Source organism: Actinomadura sp. BRA 177 (genome assembly GCF_013372625.1).
GTDB lineage: Bacteria > Actinomycetota > Actinomycetes > Streptosporangiales > Streptosporangiaceae > Spirillospora.
On the sequence record NZ_JABXFD010000086.1, the window covers coordinates 1 to 446 of the forward strand.

Sequence of the window (446 nt, forward strand, 5' to 3'; positions counted from 1 at the left end):
TGTTTTTTTTTTCAAGCAGTGGGCGTCATACTAGTTATGAGTGAGTTTCGTGGGCTCGGAGATGTGTATATGAGACCGGACCGGTGGCCGTAGCAGTGTCGGTGTCGGTTTCGGTGTCGGTGTCGTCGACCGCCTCTGGGCCGAGTACCAGGTCCGAGGTGGCGACCTCCAGCAGGTAGGCTACTCGGTCGTCCGGATAGTCCGGGTCGATCGGAACGTAGGCCGCGCCCGACTTCAGCACAGCCAGCACCGCGACCACCAGCTCCGCCGACCGCGGCAGCATCAGCGCCACCCGCTGCTCTGGTCCCGCGCCCTGCTCGACCAGATGCCGCGAGAGCCGGTTCGCCCGCGCGTTCAGTTCTGCGTAGGTGCGCGTGCGGCCACCGAACGTCTCCGCCGGGGCGGCCGCCGCTCGCGACGCTTCCCCCTCGTAAAGCACCCGGCCT

Annotated in this window: 1 protein-coding gene; it reads right to left on the reverse strand. The window is 66.1% G+C overall.

The genetic code is table 11. The features are described 5' to 3' along the window. Positions 1 to 34: 34 nt before the first annotated feature. The coding region (locus HUX53_RS01915) for an AMP-binding protein (protein ID WP_176401443.1) at positions 35 to 446 on the reverse strand (412 nt) is incomplete at its 5' end.